Origin of the sequence: Streptomyces sp. NPDC058086 (assembly GCF_042885015.1) — a bacterium.
Taxonomy (GTDB): Bacteria; Actinomycetota; Actinomycetes; order Streptomycetales; family Streptomycetaceae; genus Streptomyces.
In genome coordinates this window covers 164,269-182,717 of sequence record NZ_JBHVST010000003.1, presented here as the reverse complement: position 1 = coordinate 182,717, position 18,449 = coordinate 164,269, and the positions used below count along the sequence as shown (strand labels likewise).

The following is an 18,449-nucleotide window of genomic DNA, read 5'->3' as shown; positions in this document are numbered from 1 at the left end:
TGGCGGCGGACGACGAACCGGGAGGAGCACGGACGTGGCCGAGAGCACCATCGAGCAGCACCCGCTGGCGGGGTGGGACAAGCCTGAGCTGGACCTCAGCAACGCCGAATGGCAGTCCAGCAGCCGAGGGCGGGGAGACGTCCAGATCGCTTTTGTCGAGGGCTTCATCGCGATGCGCAACAGTGGCCGTCCCGCGAGCCCTTCCTTGATCTTCACACCGGCCGAGTGGGGCGCGTTCGTGTCGGGCGCCCGCGAGGGAGAGTTCGACCTGACCTGAGCCGACCCGACCCGACCTGACGTCGAGACTTCGAGCCGACGCCCCGTGCAAGGAGGGGATACGCGACGTGGGTCCCGTCCCGGGGCCGGTGCCCCATCCGGGGTCCGGTCCCAGGACGAGGCTGCTTTTTGGGGGCGGGCGATCCGTGAACGGCGCGGTGGCCCCCGGGCGACTGAACGGCACGGCGGCCCCGGGCGACTGAACGGGGCGGTCGCCGCGTGCGGCTAATGGGTGCACGTGTACCTATCATTAATGCCATGGCGGAATCGAACGACGCGGACACCCGGCTCGCCCTGGACCTCGCCCTCACCATCCGGCACGACGGACAGGGCCGAGTGGCCGACGACCTCACGGAACCCGGCGGACTCACCACCTGGGTGCGGGGACACACCGACCTGCTGCCCGGAGCCGACGCCTTCATCGCCGACGCCGCCGCGCTCGCCGCCGTACGCGACCTGCGCGCCGCGGTCCGCGCCCTGTTCGCCCGCGCCGTGCGCCCCGGCGACCCCAGCCCGGCCGACGCCGCCCGGCTGCTGCCCGTACCGCAAGCGGTACTGCGCCTCAACACCGCCGCCGCCCTCGCGCCGACCGTCCCCGTCCTCACCTGGGACGACGGCGCTGAACCCGTCGTGCGCCAGCAGCCCTTGGGCGGCGCCGTTCCCCTCCCGGCACTGCTCGCCCGCGCCGCCCTCGCCTTCCTCGCGAGCCCGGACCGGTCGCGGCTGCACGCCTGCCACGCGCCGCGCTGCGTGCGCTACTTCATCAAGGAACATCCGCGACAGGAGTGGTGCAAACCCTCGTGCGGGAACCGCGCCCGGGTCGCCCGCCATCACGAACGGCACAGGAAATCCGCGCAGGCCGTGGGGGATTGACCGAAGAAACCGGTCGGTCGGCCGAAGCCCGCGCCGGTAGCGGCGGAAGGGCTCCCCACGCGGCGCTACGAGCGTACGCTGAGGTCCCTGGAGGTCACGGTACGCATCCGCTCCCCGCGCGGACCACACCGCCGTGGCCAGGGGGTGGATCATGGGACAGCGCGGTGTACGCAATAGAAGGACACTTTTCGAACGGGAGGGTGAACTCGCCGCCGCCGAGGAGGCGTTGAACGAGCTCACCGGTCTGCGCGAGGACGGAACCGAAGCACCCCAGCGTCCCCGTGGCGCGCTCCTCGCCTTCGCCGGACGTGCCGGAATCGGCAAGACCACCCTCCTTGCCGAGGTGCGCCGCCGCGCCGCCGCCCGGGGTTGCACCGTCCTGTCCGCGCGCGGCGGCGACCAGGAACAGGGCGTCGCCTTCCACGTCGCCCGCCAGCTCCTGCAACCGCAGTTCGCCGGGTCCCCGGAGGCGGAAATCCGCGCCCAGCTGGGGAGTTGGTTCGCGATCGTCGGTCCCGCGCTCGGCCTGTGCGCCCCATCCGAGGGAGCCGCGCCCGACCAGCAGGGCCTGCGCGACGGCCTCGACTGGGTGCTCACCCACCTCGCGGTGCAGCGCGCCCCGATGGTGCTCGTCCTCGACGACGCGCACTGGGCCGACCCCGAGTCACTGAGCTGGCTCGCCGCCTTCGCGCCGCGCGCGGAGGAACTGCCGCTGCTGTTGACCGTCGCCTACCGGCCCGACGAACTCCCCGACCACGCCGAGGCGTTCAGGGGCCTTCCCGGACGCGCCGGCCAGCGCCCCCTCGACCTCGAACCGCTCAGCGCCGCCGCCGTCGCCGGACTCGTCCGCGAGGACCTCGGCACCGGGGCGGACGACGTGTTCTGCCGCGAATGCTGGGCGGTCACCGCGGGCAACCCCTTCGAGGCGGTGGAGTTGACCGCGAAGGTCCGCGACCGCGGACTGGTCCCGACCGAGGAAGGGGCGCACCTGCTGCGCGACCTCGCCGCCGCCGTCAAGGGCAGTGGCCTGATCGCCCGCCTCGAACGCCTGGGCACCTCCACCGTCCGCTTCGCCTGGGCCTGCGCCGTCCTCGGTACCGAGATCCCGCCGACCCTGGCCGCCGCCGTCGCCGGACTCGGCTCCGAGGAGGCCGCCGACGCCGCGGACGCCCTGCGCGGCGCCCGAATCCTCGCCGGCGCCGACACCCTGGAGTTCGTCCACCCCCTCATCGCCACCGCCGTCTACCGCGCCATCCCCAGCGGCGTCCGCGTGGCCCTGCACGGTCAGGCCGCCTGGTGCGTCATCGACGAAGGGCTCGGCCCCTCCTCCGCCGCCCGCCACCTCATGGAGACCCACCCCGAGGGTGACAACTGGGTCGTCCAGCAACTGCGCGCCGCCGCCCGCGAGACCCAGCGCGCCGGAGCCCCCGACGCCGCCCGCCGCTACCTGGCCCGGGCCCTGCGCGAACCGCCGCCCCTCAAGGAGCGGGCCGCGGTCCTCCACGAACTGGGTTGCGCCTCCCTGCTCACCGAACCGGCGACCACCGTCAACCACCTCCGGGCCGCCCTGGAAGAGCCCATCACCGACCCGGAGCTGCGCCACAACATCGTCTACCGGCTCTCCCAGGTCCTCGCCCACAGCGACCGGCTCGCCGAGGCCTCCGAGACGCTCGCCCGTGAGATCCGCGTGACCGGCGACGCCCGCGTGCGGCTGCGCATGCAGTCCGAACAGTTCATGTGGGACGCCTTCCGCGCCGACGAACCCGACTCCCCGGCCCGTTCCCGCCGCCTGGCCCGCCTCGCCGACCGGCTCACCGGCCGTGACCTCACCGAGCGCTATGTCATCGGGCTGCGCGCCTGGGACGCCACCCTGCGCGGCGAGCCCGCCCACGTCGCGCTCCACCACGCCGAACGCGCCCTCGCCGGAGGGATCCGCTGGGCCGAGGCCGACCGCGGCTTCGAGGTGCCCGTCCTGGTCGCCCTCACCTTCATGTACGCCGACCGCCCGGGCCGCACCGAGGAACTGTTCGCCGCCGGGATCGCCGACTTCGAGTCCCAGGGCTGGCACGGCGCCCACCTCTCCTTCGGCTACACCCTCCTCGGATACGTCCGCTACCGCCGAGGCCGACTCGCCGAGGCCGAGGACTTCGCCCGCGCGGGCCTCAGGCTCGCCGAACGCGTCGGCGCCGGCACCCCCGTCCACTGGTACGCCGTCGGCGTCATCATCGAGATCCTGCTCGCCCGCGGCCGCGTCACCGAGGCCGCCCAGATCGGCGAGGACCACGCGTTCGGCGCGCCCTTCCCGGCCGCCGTCACCTTCCCCGACGTCCAGACCGTGCACGGCGAACTGCTGCTCGCCCGCGGCCTCACCAAGGACGCCGCCGCCGAGCTCGAAGCGGCCGGGCGCCGCCTGGACCCGCGCGGCATGCGCAACCCCTCCTGGTGCCCCTGGCAGCTCCACCTCGCCCGCGCCGAAAGCCACGACGCGCCGGAACGCGCCGTCGCCACGGCACTCGAAGCGGTGCACCGCGCCCGCCAGTTCGGTGCCCCCTCGGCCGTCGGACAGGCGCTGCGGGCCGCCGCCGATGTCTCCTCCGGCTCGACCCGAGTCAAGCTCCTCGAAGAGTCCGTCAGCCATCTGGAGCGCTCCCCGGCCGCCTACGAACTGGCCTGCGCGCTGGTCGCCCTGGGCACCGAACTGCGCCGCTCGGGCTCTCCCAAGGAGGCCGCGGAACACCTCTACCGAGGACTGGACGCGGCCATGCAGTGCGGCGCCGACGGCCTCGGCGACGAGGCCCGCGCCGAGCTTGCCGCCGCCGGACTGCGCCCGCGCCGCCTGCACAGCACCGAGACGGACACCCTCACCGCACGTGAACGCACGGCCGCCGCGCTCACCGCCCGGGGCCGCACCACGACCGAGGTCGCCGGGGAGCTGGGGACCGACGAACCGGCCGTCGTCCGCCTGCTCTCGGCGGTCTACCGGAAGGTGGGCACGGACCGTACGGGACTGGCGGCGGCACTGGGCCAGCAAACGGTCCGGTAGCGAGGCGCGACCGGTCCGTAAACCATGCGGCCCGGTCCGGCAACCGCGTACAACCGGTCCGGCAACCATGTACAACCGGTCCGGAAGCCACGCACGCGGGACGCCCCCAAGGCCCGGTTCACGCGCGGGCACGTACCATTGCGGCATGTCCTTCCTCCGCCGCCGCAGCGCCACGCCCGCCGGGCCCGACTTCGACGTTCTGGCCATGGATCCGGGTGACTGGCCGGGCAATCTCGGTGCGGGTCTGCTGCCCGCCCCCGACGGCAGTTGCCAGGGTGTCTTCCTGCGCTACGACCTGTTCGGCGGCCGCGGCCCCGCGATGATCATCGGCAATCTGCCCGAGGGCTCCCCGGCCCGCGAGGTCGCCGAGGACGAGATCCCCTTCGAGGTGGCCCAACTGCTGCTGGCGCTGGAGAACGACGAGGAGGTCACCGTCACCGGGACCGAGGACATCCCGGTGATGCAGGGTGACGGTCTCCTCATCGTGCGCCGTCTCAAGCTCTCCGAGACCCGCATCTCCTGCGTGCAGTTCGACCGCGACGACAACGTCCTGGTGACCATCGCCGCCTGGGACCGTCCCATCACCGACGACCTGTATGCCCTGCTCAAGCCCCTGCCCCCGGAGCTGTTCCAGCAGGGCTGAGGCCCCGGCGCCGCGCTCAGGCGGCCGGCTGCCACCCGAGTGCCGGACCGAGCCGGGTGGCGATGTCGGTGAGGATCTGCACGTAGTCCTCGTGCCCGAAGGTGAACGGCAGCGCGAACGCGACCTCGTCGACCTCCCGGAACGCGGCGTGGGCGTACAGCCGTTCGGCGATCTCCTCGGAGGTGCCGACGAGATCGGGCGCGAACATCATCCGGGCCGGGCCCTGCGGAGTCGCGGTACGAGGAGTGCGCTTCAGGGCGTACTCCTCGTACTTCTCGCGCTGCTCGGGTGAGGCGTTGTCGGTGGGGATGGCGACGAGGCCCTGGGAGACCCGGGCACGGTCGCCGTCGGGGTGGTGGGCGCGGAACGTCCGGATGTGCGAACGCTGGATCTCGGCGAAGTCCTCGGACTCCTCCGCCTTGACGACACTGCTGGTCAGCAGGTTCATCCCGTGCTCGCCCGCCCACTGCGCGGAGCGCAGGCTGCCACCGCCGTACCACATGCGCCGGCCGAGGCCCGCGGCGTGCGGCTGGACGCGGTCGGAGAACACCTCGAAGCCCTCGATGCCGCTGAAGTCGGTCGCCCGCTTGCCGCGCACGAAATCCAGCAGCCGTTCCACGCGGGCGTAACTGAAGTCCTCGGCGTCACCGGTGTCGGGGTAGAGGGCCTGCTTGACCTGGTCGTAGTGCATCGGCGGGCCGACGCTGACGCCCGGGTTGAGGCGGCCCCCGGACAGGATGTCGACCGTGGCAAGGTCCTCGGCCAGCCGCAGCGGGTTCTCCCACCCGACCGGGATGACCGCCGTCCCCAGCTCGATCCGGCTGGTGCGCTGCGAGGCCGCCGTCAGCACGGCCACGGGGGAGGAGATCCCGTACTGGAGATGACGGTGTCGCACCCACGCGCTGTCGAATCCCAGCCGCTCACCGAGCTCGATGATCTCCAGCGTCGACTCGTGACCCCGCCGCGGGTCGGCCTCATCGAACAGTCCGATGGTCAAGAAGCCCAGCTTCCGCAAGGGGTGTGAGGGCAGTGGCACGAGGCTCCTCCAACGTTCGCGACGATCTCTGTTCAACAGATGATCTCTGTTGAACAGTCGAACGTCAGCGCCACGGCGGCTATGCCCAGGGTGGCAGGCGGTTTCCGCGCTTACGCCCCGACGTCCGCGGAGTCCGCGGGATGGCGCGGTTGCGACATGTCCCATCCGCGCCACGGGGAAACGGTGACATCGCGTCCGGCGGCGGCGGATTCTGTGCAGCACCCGAATGAAGGTCTCCTCGCGTGCACAACCATGCACGGAAAGGTGCTGATCAGATGAGACGCATCCGCCTCGCGGCGGTGATATCGGCCGGCCTGGCGCTGACCGCCGGCGGCATGCCATCGGCGGCCGGCGCGGCTGGTGTGTCCAGTACGGCCGGGGCGACCACGACGGCAACGGCAGCCACGACGGCAACGGCTGCCTCGGCGGGGGGCTCGCCCGGCGGCAGCGCCACCGTGCGGCTGATCACGGGCGACCGTGTGACCGTCACGACGGACGGCGACGGCAAGCGGATCGCCGCCGTCGAGCCCGGCAGCGGCAGGCGCGGCATCCTGTTCCGTACCGTCGAACAGGACGGCGACCTGACGGTGCTGCCCTCCGACGCCCAGGACCTGGTCTCCGCCGGGCGCCTGGACCGGCAGTTGTTCAACGTCAGCGCACTCATCAAACAGAAGTACGACGCCGCGCACACCGACACCCTTCCCCTGATCATCGGCCGGCCGAACGGTGTCCCGGCCGCCGCGGTGCGCAGGCTCACCACGCTGACCGAGGACGACGCGCCCGCCCGCACGTTGGACAGCATCGACGCACAGGCGGTCCGGATCTCCGCCGACGACCTGGGCCGGTTCTGGAAACAACTCGCCCCCGCCCCGAACCGTGTGAGCGCCGCGGGCGTGGCCGCCACGCCCAGGATCTGGCTGGACGGCCGGGTGGACGCCGCCCTCGACCGCAGCACCGGACAGATCAACGCCCCGGCGGTCTGGAAGGCCGGGTACGACGGCACCTCCGTCAAGGTCGCGGTACTCGACACCGGTGTCGATCAGACCCATCCGGACCTGGCCGGACGCATCAGCCAGGCGAAGGACTTCTCGGGCAGCTCCGGGACCGGTGACGTCTTCGGTCACGGCACCCACGTCGCCTCCACGGTCGGCGGGAGCGGCGCCGCGTCCGGCGGCACCCGCAAAGGGGTGGCACCGGGCGCCGACCTGCTGATCGGCAAGGTCCTCGGGGACGACGGCTACGGAACCGAGTCGCAGGTCATCGACGGCATGGAGTGGGCCGCCGCCGAGGGCGCCAAGGTCGTCAACATGAGCCTGGGCTCGGACGAGGTGAGCGACGGCACCGACCCGATGAGCCTCGCCGTCGACGAACTCAGCGGCACCAGCGGTGCCCTGTTCGTGGTGGCGGCCGGCAACAGCGGAGAGCAGGGCCAGGAGACCATCGGCTCACCCGGCGCCGCGGACGCCGCACTGACCGTGGGCGCGGTGGACCGCGACGACTCACTCGCCCCGTTCTCCAGCCGCGGTCCGCGCCACGGCGACCGCGCGGTCAAGCCCGACGTCACCGCGCCGGGCGTGGGCATCGTCGCGGCCCGCGCGGCGGGCACCACCATGGGCGAACCGGTGGACCAGTACTACGTGGCCGCTTCCGGTACGTCGATGGCCACCCCGCACGTGGCGGGCGCCGCCGCCCTGCTCGCCCAGGCGCATCCCACCTGGAGCGGACAGCGCCTCAAGGACGCGCTCATCAGCACGGCGCACACCGTCGGGGGACAGCAGGTGACCGAGGAGGGCGGCGGCCGCGTAGACGTGGCCGCGGCGGCGCTCGGACCGGTCACCGCCACCGGGAGCGTGGCCCTGGGACCGTACGGAACCGGCGACGACAACGGCGCCCCGCGCACGGCCACCGTCCGCTACACCAACACCTCGGACAAGGACGTCACCCTCGCGCTCGCCGCCCACCTGGCCACCACCGGCGGCCGGGAACTCACGACCGGTGCGCTGCGACTCGGCTCCGACGCCGTGCGGATCGCCGCCGGTGCCACCGTGGACGTGCCACTGACGGTGGATCCCTCCCGGGCCGGCCGGGGCGACTACTACGGCTATGTCACCGCCACCACGACCGATGGCGCGGTCAAGGTCCACACCACGGTGAGCGTCGTGGTGCACGGCCCCATCCACAGGCTCACCGTCACCACCTACGACCACGACGGGAACCGCGTCCAGGCACTGCCCACCATCTGGGGCACGGACGGATTCGTCGACTACGTCAGCACCGAGCCGGCCGTCGCCGAAGTCGAGGAAGGCACCTATCAACTCGACTACTCCAGCCTGGACACGGCCGACGACGGACAGGAACTGCGCCAGGTCGTCCTGCCGGAGGTGAAGGTCACCAAGGACACGGCCGTCACCCTGGACGCCCGCAGGACCACCAAGGTCGACATCCGCACGCCCCGGCCCGCCGAACAGCGCGGCATCCTCGACTACCAGACCTACCGGCAGATCGACGGACACAGCCTCCTCCAGGGCACGATGTACTTCGACCTGGCCAAGCGGCTCTACGTCAGCCCCACCGCGGCCGTCACCGACGGCACCTTCGAGTTCGCCTCGCGCTGGCAGCTGGTCGCCCCGCTGCTCGAGGCCAAGGTGTCGGGCAGCGACCTCGCCCTGAATCCGTACTACATGCCGAATTCACCGCTGTTCGCCGCCGGCGGTATCACCCTGACCGCCGTGGACGCGGGCACCTTTGCCAAGCCCGACTTCAGCCGGGCCCGCGGCAAACTCGCGATCGTCCGCAACGAAGAGGGCACCAACGAGCGGGAGTTGACCCGACAGGCGTCCGCGGCGGGCGTACGCGGACTGCTGATGACCCACTTCGCCGACATCGCCTGGACGCGCTGGAGCCCCGACGGCGAACGCGACGCCGTGCCGGCCGTCCGCATCGGCAAGGCGGCGGGCGCCGCCCTGCTCGACCGGCTGAAGAAGCACCCGAGCACCACCGTCAGATTCACCGGAACGGCGAAGAGCCCGTACCTCTACGACGTCATGCAGACGTCGTCCCAACAGATACCCCGGCAGGTCGTGTACACCGTGTCCGAGCGCAACAGCGCGGTGCTGCGGACCACGTACGCCGACAACGGAGGAGCGCCCTGGGCCAGTGAACAGCGGTTCGCCCGGCGCCCCTACCAGGACACCGCCTGGTTGCAGTACACCCGCTATGTGCCGACGGGCTTCGTACGCACCGAGTACGTCAGCGCGAACGGCACGGCCTGGCTGCACCGGGTGCATCACACGACTACGTTCGACGTCGACATGCCGCTGGCCGTGGGTATGAACGACGCGCCCCGTACTTACCGGCCCGGCGAGCACCTCGACGAGCGCTGGCAGGGGGCCGTGGTGCGCCCCTCGATCCCCCGGGGCGCCACGACGCCCTCGGTACGGACCGGAGACGTACTGGCCCTGCGCATTCCGGAGTTCACCGACTCCACGGCGGGTCACTGGTCACGGCTGCTCGGCGGGGACGGCGGCGGGGTGGGCGGACTCGCCACGGCCACCACCGACGCGCCGGGCGGTGACACGGCCGCCGCGGCGCTCTACCGCGACGGGGTGAAGGTCGCCGACGCCGACAGCGCCTGGACCGATTTCGAGGTCACCCCGGGCGCGGCCGACTACCGGCTGGACCTGACGACCACGCGCGTGGACGACGAGTGGGCGTTCGCCGCCCGTACCGACACCTCCTGGTCCTTCCGGTCCGCGACCACGGCCACGGCGACACCGCTGTCCCTGCTGCAACTCGACTACGACGTACCGGTCGACGCACACAACGCGGTGGGAGCCGGGCGGACGCACACCATCGGCCTGGCCGTCCGCGCCCAGGACGGGCAGCCCGCCCCGCGCGGAGTGTCCCTGCGCGTGGAGGTGTCCTACGACGACGGCAGGCACTGGGGCGGTGCGGCGGTCCAGGACCGCGGGCACAACGCGTTCCGGGCCACCGTCACCCGGCCCTCCGGCCACGGCGACGCGTATGTGACCCTGCGGGTCACGGCGCGGGACCGGCTCGGCAACAGCGTCCGACAGACGGTGCAACGCGCCTACCTGCAACGGGGGTAGACGCGGCTGCGCACAGCGCGCACGGCGGGTGCACGGCGGAGCGACGCGGCCGTGCACCCGCCGCCCGTCCACACGGATGCAGTACGGTGTTCAACCGTTGGACGGGGTGGGACCAAGGAGAGCGCCGTGACACTGGAAGCCGCCGGGGTCACCGATGCCGAGGAGTCCGCCTACCGGATCCTGGTGACGATGAGCAACGCCTCGGCGGGCGACTTCGCGATCCGCTCGGGTGCCACCACCGCGGACGCCGCACGGACCCTCGAGGCGCTCACCGCCAGGGGACTGGCCAGTCACACCGACGGATCCCCACGGCTCTACCGGGCCACGCCACCCGATGTGGCCCTCATGCCCCGGCTCAAACGCAACGCCGACGCCCTCGACCAGGCCCGCGCCACGGCCACCGCCCTGCTGGCGACCTACCGGGACACCATGCGCCGGGGTGACGCCGGTGAGCTCATCGAGGTGATCACCGGGGCGGACGCGCTGCGCCAGCACCTCCGCCGCATCCAGGCGGACACCCACGACGAGATGCTGTGGTTCTGCAAGGCCCAGTACGTCGCCATGCCCTCGGGCAGCAACGAGGCGGAGTTCGACGCGCTGGCCCGCGGGGTGCGTTATCGGGTCCTCTACGAGAAGGCGTTCTTCGACGACGAGGGAGCCGTGGACAACGTTATCGAGGGCGTACGGGCGGGTGAGGTCGCCCGCGCGGTACCCCATCTGCCCCTGCGGCTCGCGGTGTCCGACCGCGCCACCGCCATCTGCCCCCTCGTACCCGGTGGTCCCTTCGGCAGCCCCGAGGAACCCACCGCGGCCCTGGTGCGCGACAGCAGCCTCCTCGCCGCGCTCATCGCGCTCTTCGAACGCTACTGGGACGACGCCGTCCCCCTGCACGTCGACGACACCGGAACGGTCAGCGGCACCGACGGGACATCCGGCGCCGAGTCCCTCTCCACCACGGACCGACGGCTGCTCTCCCTGCTCGTCGCGGGCGTCACGGACAAGGCGATCGCTTCGCAACTGGGCCTGAGCAGGCGTACGGTCCAACGTCATATCCAGCAACTGATGACGTTCGCCGGGGCGGCCACCCGTATGCAACTGGCCTGGCAGGCCGCTCGCCGGGACTGGGTGTAGCGGAGATGGGCCCGGCGCCCGTCTCCGGTCAGTACGCCCGCCACCGATAGGAGTCCCCATGACCGACGGTTCACTCATCGTGGAAAGCCTGAAGGTCGGTACGCACCTGAAGGACCTGCGGATAGAAGCCCGGGAGATCTATCGGTTCCGTCCGCAGAACGTCGGGCCCGGGCAACCGGACGTCTGGACGGTCATCGAGTTCAGCGTGGCGGCGGTGCGCGCGGCGGAGGTCGCCGAGGCGATATCGGAGGCCTTGGACCAGCCCGGCTGGTACGCGGATCTGCGGTCCGCCGACGAGACGTTCGTGGTGTTCCCGGGGCGCGTTCTGCGTTATGCGCGGGGCGACCGCGCGGCCCGGGCCGAGGCCCGGGCGGTGGGCTGGACCTTCGGGGTGCCGGAACACCAGCTCGACTGGTCGGAGTGACGACGGTACGGGAGCCGGGGCCGGGGAGCGGCCCCCGGCCCCCGCCCCCCGTCCCCCTGCACCTAGGCGCGCGAGCGCGTCAGGTTCACGTCCGCCGCCCGCACGAACGCCACCCGGTGGCCGAACTGGATCTCGTAGTACATGTCCTTGCCGATCACGACCCTGTGCGGGGTCGTGTCGAACGTCGGCGAGTAGAAGTACTCGCCCGGCACCTTGTCACCGACCGCGTACTTCTGGCCCGCCAGGATCTTGTACGGCAGCGGCGAGACGGCCTGGACGGGCACGCCCGCGGGGTACGCCGCCGCCTCCGGGTAGGCACGCCCGTACACGGGGATCTCCGTGACGCCGGCCTTGGGGGTCACGACCTCACCCGAGGCGTTCACCGCCGTCGGCCGGCCCTGCGGGTTCTTGAACCAGGCCTCCTGGCCCAGATACCAGATCGCCGTCCAGTCGCCGTCACGGTCCGCGACCGCGTACCGCTGTCCGGTGGAGACCCGTGAACCCACGTCGTTCACGTCGATCGTAGAGTCGCCGCCCTTGGGACGCAGCCCGATGTCCTTGATCAGGGGCGAGGTCTCGTCCGGCCGGGAGTAGAGCCGCACCTCGCTGGAGCCGTGCGCCGCGCAGGGCTCACCGCTGGTGACACAGCCCGTGTACTGGGGCTGGTTCTTCGCGAATTCCGGCAGCACGGTGACCAGACCGCCACTCGTCCTTTTCTTCTTCGCAGGCTGGAAGGGGTGGCCGAGCAGGGTGAAGTAGTGCTGCCAGTCCCAGTACGGGCCCGGGTCCGTGTGCATGCCGGGGATGGTCGACGTGGTCGGGCCGGGCACGTTGTCATGGCCCAGGATGTGCTGGCGGTCCAGCGGAACGCGGTACTTGTCGGCGAGGTACTTCACCAGCCGCGCCGAGGCGCGGTACATCTCCTCCGTGTACCAGGCGTCCGGCGAGGCGAGGAATCCCTCGTGTTCCAGGCCGATCGACTTGGCGTTGATGTACCAGTTGCCCGCGTGCCAGGCCACGTCCTTCGCCTTCACATGCTGGGCGATGTGACCGTCGGTCGAGCGCAGGGTGTAGTTCCACGACACGTAGGTCGGGTCCTGGACCAGCTTCAGAACGCCGTCCCAGGTGCCCTCCGTGTCATGGATCACGATGTACTTGATGCTCTGCGACGCGGGCCGGTCACCGAGGTCGTGGTTTCCGTAGTCACTGTTGCCGAACTCCGAGTACGGGGCCGGGATCCACTCGCAGGACACGGACGTGGGGCACTCCGTGTTCGTGGCGGAGACGGTACGCAGCCCGGCCCGCCGCAGCTGCGCGGTGTCGGGGCTCAGTCCGGGCCGGCCGGCGAGCGCGACCTGCTGACCGGCGTCCGTGGTGCGCTCCTCGCCCTGGCGGATCACCTCGTAGACGTCATTGGCGTAGGTGGCCGCGGTCGCGGTGTCGTCCGCGCCGGAGAAGCGTGCCACCGCGCCGTACCAGTCGGCCGCGTCGTTGCTCAGCGGCTCGCCGAGGTCCTTCTGCGCGGCGGCGAGGAGCGCGGCCCCGCCCGCCACGTTCGCGGCGGCGTCGGTACGCAGCCGCTCCTCGGGCAGGCCGGTGAGCCGGGCCGCCTTCGGCAACGTCTTCAGCCGGTCCGGGAGTTGGGAGTTCTCCGGCACCTGGGTGGTGGGCAGCAGGGGCGGGCGCGAGCTGTCGCCACGGGCGTCCTCCGTGCCCTCGCTGTGGTGCGGGGCCTTCGCGATCGCAGTCCGCGCGTCGGTGAGGTGCATGGGGCCGTAGCCGCCGCTGACGCTCGGCGCGCCGGCGTGCGCGTCCCAGCGGGACTGGAGGTAGGAGACGCCGAGCAGGACGCTCAGCGGCACGTGGTACTCGGCGGCAGCGCCGGCGAAGGCCCGCTGGAGCTCCGCGGCGGACGCCTGCGCGGGGCTGCTCGACGGGGCCGCGCCGAGCAGCGGCAACATCAGCGCCGCCGAGGCGACGGCGCCCGCGGTACGGCGCGCGCGTCTGTGCCCGGCGGTGGCCTCGGGGTCGGTGAAGGATCCTCGCAATGCAGCCTCCTGGGACGGTCGAGCGCGGTGGGGCGTGCGGGGCCGATCGTGGGTCAGTGGTATCGGCTCTCCGACGATCCGTCAATCATGCCCAGGAGTAGGCGATTTCCCATGTCAACGAGGGATGAACAGGTTTTCGTGGCGGCAGTGGGACGGCCTGCAAGGCGTCAGTGGAGTGGACCGGTGGCGCGAACGGGTGAAGATGCCCCGGAAGGGATTCCGGCGGGGACGCGCCGCTCGCCGTGCATCGGCGCCGCATGGCAGTGCCCCCGCATGACGAAGGTCCGCGGCGCGCCGCCGTTCAGGCGCACCGCGGACCTTCGTCCCCGTCAACGAGTGCCGACCGCCGCTCGAACGGCCCGACGGGCCATCTGGCAGTCGTCGTGCAGCCGCCGCAGCAGCAGCCGCTGTTCCTCGCCGGACGGCGCAGCACCCGGATGGGCCGGTCCCGGTGCCGCCGGGGTCGCGTCGTGCATCGAACGCTGCACGGCCGTCTCGTACGTACGGATCTCCCGGGTCAGTACGAGCATCAGGTTCACCAGGAAGGCGTCACGCGCCGCGGGACCGGCGGACTGCGCGAGCTGACTGATCTGACGGCGCGCCACGGGAGCGTCACCGAGGACCGCCCACAGCGTCGCCAGGTCGTAGCCCGGCAGGTACCAGCCCGCGTGCTCCCAGTCCACCAGTACTGGACCGGCCGGTGAGAGCAGGATGTTCGACAGCAACGCGTCCCCGTGACAGAACTGGCCCATGCCCTGTCGGCCCGCCGAGTGCGCGATGCCGTGCACCAGCTTCTGCAGGTCGCCCATGTCCCGGTCCGTGAGCAGACCCAGCTCATGGAAACGGGAGATCCGCTCCGCGTAGTCCAGCGGGGCGTCGAACGTCCCCGCCGGCGGCCGCCACGCGTTCAGTCGGCAGATCGCACCCAGTGCCGCCCGGATGTCCGCGCGGGGCGGCGCCTCCGCCGGGTGCCGCTGCAGCGCGGCCACCCGTCCCGGCATCCGCTCGATCACGAGGGTGCAGTTGTCCGGGTCCGCCGCGATCAGCCGGGGCACCCGGACCGGCGGCCGATGCCGCACGAACGACCGGTATGCCGCTATTTCGTGCCTGATCCGCTCTGCCCAGATCGGGGAGTGGTCCAGTAAACACTTGGCGACCGCCGTGCTGCGCCCCGTCGTGCCGACGAGGAGCACGGAGCGCCCGCTGCGGCGCAGTACCTGGACCGGAGCGAACTCCGGACAGATCCGGTGCACCGACGCGATCGCCGTGCGCAGCTGCGCGCCCTGGGGGCCGGACAAGTCGATTCTCCCGCTGAGCGGTTGGGTGCCGAGCCCCGGAACGCGCCGCGTCCTGCCGGCGCCGAGCACGGGGGCCGCCGGTCGAGCGGGGTCGAGGTAGGGGCCGCTGCCCGCCGCCGCCGGGCGGGGGTGAAGCGACCGGGGCGGAGCGGACACGGAGGACGATGCTGTGTACATGGGCGAAACAGATCCCTTCGTGTGCCTGCAAGTTGCTGCGCTACCCGCCCCGGCCGCCCTGGTGCACCCTGGGGAATGTCCCTCGGCAACCGGGTCGGGGTGGCGCTTTCCTACCTGACACCGGATGCCCAGTGGCAGACCATCTGGCGCACCCTGGCGAACCCTGGCGAATAGTCGCTCAGCAACTGACAGACGGTTACTGTCAACTCAGCCGAGAACCTGGGGGCTTGACGTGAACGGACAACCCAACACTCGTCTGTCGGATCTGTTCGGCCTGGCCGGCTGGTCCAAGGGCGAACTCGCGAGGCTGGTCAACAAGCAGGCGGCGGCCATGGGCCACCCCCAGCTGGCGACCGACACCTCACGGGTGCGGCGTTGGATCGACATGGGAGAGATCCCGCGCGATCCGGTTCCGCGAGTGTTGGCGGCTCTTTTCACCGAGCGTCTCGGCCGTGTCGTGACCATCGAGGACCTCGGTCTGGTGCGGCACGGGCGTGTGGGGAAACGGCCGGGCGGCGGGAATGTGGAACATCCCGACGGTGTGCCGTGGGCGCCCGAGCGAACCGCTGCGGTCCTCACCGAATTCACGGGAATGGACCTCATGCTCAACCGACGCGGCTTGGTGGGCGCGGGCGCCGCGCTCGCCGCGGGATCCGCACTCAGCAGTGCCATGCACGATTGGCTCCACACCGATCCGGCCCTCGTGGCCGACGCCCCTGTAGTCGACAATCCCCTGCACGCCGACCCCGCTGGGTTCGACCGTTACGAGGCCGCCCCCATCGGGTCGCAGGAGATCGAGGAACTGGAGCGCTCGGTCGAGGTGTTCCGGGCCTGGGACGCGGCCCGCGGCGGCGGGTTGCAACGCAAGGCCGTGGTGGGCCAGCTCAACGAAGTGGGAGGCATGCTCTCCTACCGACACCCTGACCATCTGCAGCGGCGCCTGTGGGGCGTCGCCGCCAATCTCGCCGTCCTCGCGGGCTGGATGTCGCACGACGTCGGCCTGGAGCCCACGGCCCAGAAGTACTTCGTCATCGCCGCGCACGCGGCAAGAGAAGGCGGCGACCGGCCACGCGCCGGGGAGGCGCTCTCCCGCGCCGCCCGTCAGATGGTGCACCTGGGCCGGCCCGACGACGCTCTGGACCTGATGAAGCTCGCCAAGTCGGGCTCGGGTTCCGAGATGTTGCCGCGCACCCGGGCCATGCTCTACACGATCGAGGCCTGGGCTCAGGCGTCGATGGGCAAGGGCCAGGCCATGCGGCGCACCCTGGGGGAGGCGGAGGACCTCTTCGTCTCCGACAAAGGTGATGTGCCACCGCCGAGCTGGATGCAGATGTTCGACGAGGCGGACATGCACGGCATGCAGGCCCTGGCCTACCGGACGCTCGCGGAGCACGACCCGGCCGCGGCGACCACGGCGCAGCGCCACGCCAAGGAAGCGTTGCATCTGCGGGAGAACGGGCGGCAGCGGTCACAGATCTTTGACTGGCTGTCGCTGGCCTCGGCGTGCTTCATCGCGGACGACCCCGAGCAGGCGGACCGCTATGCCCGGCTGGCCCTGGTGTCGATGGGGGCGAACTCCTCCCACCGCACCTGGGACCGACTGCGCGAGATGTACCGGCTCACCGCCGAGTACTCCGGCTACCCGAAGATCCACGAACTGCGTGAGGAGATCCAACTCGCCCTCCCCAAGAGCTCGCTCAGGCCGAAGCGCGGGGGCACCACCACACAGGCGTGAGCACTCCTGCCTGTGTGAACAGAAAGAGTTCCAGGTCAAAGGGTTCCAGGTCGGGGTCTTCGAGCCGATCCCGGCGAGGTCTGATCCCGGTGAGGTCTATGAGCCGATCCTGGCGATGAGCACGCAGGCGTCGTCCTCGCGCTCACTCTCGCCGAATTCCTCTACAACCGTCCGTACGCAGTCCTGGGCTGTGCGGGCTCCGTGGAAGCGCGGGGCCAGGTCGAGCAGCCTCTGGACGGCTTGCGCTCCATAGTGCCCGGGGACCAGTCCGTCGGTGTGCAGGAGCAGCAGGTCGCCGTCTTCGAGGGTCTCTTCGGCCTGCCCGTAGACGGCCCCCGAGGTCGCGCCGAGCAGCACGCCGTCCGGCGCTGTCAGCATGCGCCCCGTCCCGTTGCGGAACAGCAGCGGGGCGGGGTGTCCTGCCTGCGCCCAGGTGAGGGTGCGGGTCTCGGGCCGGTAGCGGCAGCAGACCGCGCTGCCGAGGGACGGCTGCACCGAGGCGTCGAGCAACTGGTTGAGCCAGGACATGAGTTGCCCGGGCTGGGTGCCCGCGACGGCCATGCCGCGCAGGGCGCCGAGGAGCATCGCCATGCCCGAGGCGACGGTGACGCCCTGCCCGGTGAGGTCACCGACACTCAACAGCGTCGCTCCGTCGGGCAGTTCCATCGCGTCGTACCAGTCGCCGCCGATCAGCGCGCTGTTCGAGGAGGGCAGATGGCGGGCGGCGAGGTCCAGGGCCTCGGGGCCCCGCTGCGGGAACCGCAGGGAGCCGCGCCAAGGCGGCAGCACGGCCTCCTGCAGCTGGACCGCGAGTCGGCGCTCGCTCTGCGCGTGGTGCCGGTGCAGCTGAAGCGACTCGCGGGTCTCGCTCACCGTCCGCTGGCTGAGGCGCAGTTCGCTGACGTCACGCAGCACGGCCCACATCGCGGCGGTGCTGCCGTCGGTGTCGAGCACGGGCTCGCCCATCATGTGCACGGTCCGCACCCCGCCGTCGGGGCGCACGATACGGAACTCGCCGTCGATGGGCTTCGCGTCGATGAGGCAGTCGGTGACCATCGCCGTCAGCATCGGCCGGTCCTCGTCGAGCATCAGCGACGGCAGTTCGTCGAGGGTGAGCGGGGGAGCGCCGAGGTCGCGGCCCAGGATGTCGTAGAGCTCTCCGGACCAACTGGCCTCGTCCGTGAGCAGGTTCCACTCGGCACTGCCCACCCGGCTGAGCAGCGAGCCGCGCCGGGGCGCGGCCGGCACGGCCGGTGCGGGGGGCGAGTCGGCCGGCCCCGTGGGCGCGGGCGGTGGTCCGTCCCGCAACTGTGCCAAGTGCTCGTCGAGGTCGTTGAGTTGGTGCATCGCCAGATCGCACAGTGCGCGCTGCCAGCGTCCTTGCGGGTCCGTGCCGTCGAAGGGCGCGTCCCGCCGTACGGCGTCCACCTCGCCGCGCAGCCGTCGCGTCTGCGAAATGAGCGCGTCGACCGAGCCGCGCTGGGGCGGCTGGGCGGCGGGGCGGTCCGCAGAGAGATGGGACGGCATGACGCACTCCGATGGGGGACGGTACGACCAAGGCTGGGCGGAAGGACCGTTACGACTGTTGCACAGCCTGCGACGCCCTGTAAGGGATTTGGCAACACACGATCCGGTGGTGCTTCTGGCATATGCCGC

The 18,449-nt window shown here is 71.6% G+C and carries 12 protein-coding genes; 8 read left to right on the top strand and 4 right to left on the bottom strand.

Going from position 1 to position 18,449, the window contains the following annotated elements:
* Window positions 1-34 precede the first annotated feature (34 nt).
* From ACFVWD_RS03695 to ACFVWD_RS03680, 4 genes are all read left to right on the top strand, one after another.
* Window positions 35-277 carry a DUF397 domain-containing protein gene (locus tag ACFVWD_RS03695; RefSeq protein WP_054232930.1) on the top strand — a complete coding sequence of 81 codons (243 nt, stop codon included), beginning with the start codon at window positions 35-37 and terminating at the stop codon, window positions 275-277.
* A 257-nt stretch (window positions 278-534) separates the two neighbouring features.
* Window positions 535-1,149 (top strand): CGNR zinc finger domain-containing protein, encoded by a 615-nt coding sequence (locus ACFVWD_RS03690; protein WP_389593761.1) that lies wholly within the window; start codon window positions 535-537, stop codon window positions 1,147-1,149.
* A gap of 151 nt (window positions 1,150-1,300) precedes the next feature.
* Entirely contained in the window at window positions 1,301-4,192 is a 2,892-nt protein-coding gene (locus ACFVWD_RS03685) for an AAA family ATPase (protein WP_389593760.1), read from the top strand.
* Window positions 4,193-4,337: 145 nt separating this feature from the next.
* Complete coding sequence (locus tag ACFVWD_RS03680; protein WP_060898022.1) at window positions 4,338-4,835, top strand: hypothetical protein; 498 nt, start codon at window positions 4,338-4,340, stop codon at window positions 4,833-4,835.
* A 16-nt stretch (window positions 4,836-4,851) separates the two neighbouring features.
* On the opposite strand, the gene ACFVWD_RS03675 is transcribed toward ACFVWD_RS03680, so the two are convergent.
* Entirely contained in the window at window positions 4,852-5,871 is a 1,020-nt protein-coding gene (locus ACFVWD_RS03675; protein ID WP_389593759.1) for an LLM class flavin-dependent oxidoreductase, read from the bottom strand.
* Between the two features lie 275 nt (window positions 5,872-6,146).
* Between ACFVWD_RS03675 and ACFVWD_RS03670 the strand changes: the two genes are divergently transcribed.
* From ACFVWD_RS03670 to ACFVWD_RS03660, 3 genes are all read left to right on the top strand, one after another.
* Window positions 6,147-9,980: a S8 family serine peptidase gene (locus ACFVWD_RS03670; RefSeq protein ID WP_389593758.1), complete on the top strand. Its 3,834-nt coding sequence runs from the start codon at window positions 6,147-6,149 to the stop codon at window positions 9,978-9,980.
* A gap of 126 nt (window positions 9,981-10,106) precedes the next feature.
* Entirely contained in the window at window positions 10,107-11,111 is a 1,005-nt protein-coding gene (locus ACFVWD_RS03665) for a helix-turn-helix domain-containing protein (protein WP_389593757.1), read from the top strand.
* A gap of 58 nt (window positions 11,112-11,169) precedes the next feature.
* Complete coding sequence (locus ACFVWD_RS03660) at window positions 11,170-11,535, top strand: hypothetical protein (RefSeq protein ID WP_389593756.1); 366 nt, start codon at window positions 11,170-11,172, stop codon at window positions 11,533-11,535.
* A gap of 62 nt (window positions 11,536-11,597) precedes the next feature.
* Here the strand turns inward: ACFVWD_RS03660 and ACFVWD_RS03655 are convergent, their stop codons facing one another.
* Together ACFVWD_RS03655 and ACFVWD_RS03650 are read right to left on the bottom strand one after the other, a co-directional pair.
* On the bottom strand, window positions 11,598-13,583 hold the full coding sequence (locus ACFVWD_RS03655; RefSeq protein ID WP_389593755.1) for an N-acetylmuramoyl-L-alanine amidase: 1,986 nt from the start codon (window positions 13,581-13,583) through the stop codon (window positions 11,598-11,600).
* Window positions 13,584-13,912: 329 nt separating this feature from the next.
* Window positions 13,913-15,058 (bottom strand): aminoglycoside phosphotransferase family protein, encoded by a 1,146-nt coding sequence (locus ACFVWD_RS03650; protein ID WP_099939603.1) that lies wholly within the window; start codon window positions 15,056-15,058, stop codon window positions 13,913-13,915.
* Window positions 15,059-15,290: 232 nt separating this feature from the next.
* Between ACFVWD_RS03650 and ACFVWD_RS03645 the strand changes: the two genes are divergently transcribed.
* A complete protein-coding gene (locus ACFVWD_RS03645; protein ID WP_382115071.1) occupies window positions 15,291-16,793 on the top strand; it encodes a hypothetical protein in 1,503 nt (500 codons plus the stop codon).
* A gap of 96 nt (window positions 16,794-16,889) precedes the next feature.
* Here ACFVWD_RS03645 and ACFVWD_RS03640 read toward each other — a convergent pair whose 3' ends face one another.
* A complete protein-coding gene (locus ACFVWD_RS03640) occupies window positions 16,890-18,320 on the bottom strand; it encodes a PP2C family protein-serine/threonine phosphatase (RefSeq protein WP_389593754.1) in 1,431 nt (476 codons plus the stop codon).
* Window positions 18,321-18,449 lie beyond the last annotated feature (129 nt).

Bases quoted from the DNA above. Each gene is read 5' to 3' on its own strand.
- ACFVWD_RS03690 (WP_389593761.1), top strand. From the start codon at position 535: ATGGCGGAATCGAACGACGCGGACACCCGGCTCGCCCTGGACCTCGCC.
- ACFVWD_RS03685 (WP_389593760.1), top strand. From the start codon at position 1,301: ATGGGACAGCGCGGTGTACGCAATAGAAGGACACTTTTCGAACGGGAG.
- ACFVWD_RS03680 (WP_060898022.1), top strand. From the start codon at position 4,338: ATGTCCTTCCTCCGCCGCCGCAGCGCCACGCCCGCCGGGCCCGACTTC.
- ACFVWD_RS03670 (WP_389593758.1), top strand. From the start codon at position 6,147: ATGAGACGCATCCGCCTCGCGGCGGTGATATCGGCCGGCCTGGCGCTG.
- ACFVWD_RS03660 (WP_389593756.1), top strand. From the start codon at position 11,170: ATGACCGACGGTTCACTCATCGTGGAAAGCCTGAAGGTCGGTACGCAC.
- ACFVWD_RS03650 (WP_099939603.1), bottom strand. From the start codon at position 15,058: ATGTACACAGCATCGTCCTCCGTGTCCGCTCCGCCCCGGTCGCTTCAC.
- ACFVWD_RS03640 (WP_389593754.1), bottom strand. From the start codon at position 18,320: ATGCCGTCCCATCTCTCTGCGGACCGCCCCGCCGCCCAGCCGCCCCAG.